This is a genomic window from Glutamicibacter sp. AOP38-B1-38 (genome assembly GCF_052377485.1).
Taxonomy (GTDB): Bacteria; Actinomycetota; Actinomycetes; order Actinomycetales; family Micrococcaceae; genus Glutamicibacter.
Map to the genome: position 1 here is coordinate 1 of NZ_JBQSWU010000096.1, position 575 is coordinate 575.

A 575-nucleotide genomic window follows, 5' to 3' on the forward strand; every position below is an offset into this window, starting at 1 on the left:
TTAACCTCGGTATTTCATGGGGGTTCGGGTCACGGGCGCGTAATTAAGATGTAAAGGCACTCCTGACATGGGAAAATGTTGTTACCACACAGCAAAATTCTCATGAAACAAGGAGCACCTTTACGGTGAACAAGCCTACCCCTTTCTACCCGGCACCCCATGTTGACGCGCACGGGCACGGGATCGCGTCCCAAGCCGGCGGAATGCTGCTGACCCAGACCGCGATCGCCAGCGGTCTGATGGCAGGACTTTCCGAGGCGATGGTCCCGTGGCGCAAGCCCCTGTCCAGGCATGATCCGGGGAAGGTCCTCGTGGACCTGGCCTTGTCTCTGGCCATGGGCGGGGACTGCATTTCGGATGTGAACAGGTTGCGCTCCCAACCGGCGATCTACGGCCCGGTGGCCTCGAACCCGACTATCAGCAGGTTGATCGCCACGCTGAGCGGACCGGATCTGGACAAAGCGCTGGCCGCCATCAACGCGGCACGCGCCAAGGCCCGCGAACACGTCTGGACGCTGGCCGGGGAACACTCCCCGGCCCACGGCAGAACCCCCGAGGATCCGCTGGTGGTGGAC

Annotated in this window: 1 protein-coding gene; it reads left to right on the forward strand. The window is 62.3% G+C overall.

The window, feature by feature from the left end; genetic code table 11:
- Window positions 1-125: 125 nt before the first annotated feature.
- Window positions 126-575, forward strand: a 450-nt coding sequence (locus ACT3TP_RS18750; RefSeq protein WP_444621294.1) for a transposase, incomplete at its 3' end; no start/stop codon positions are given.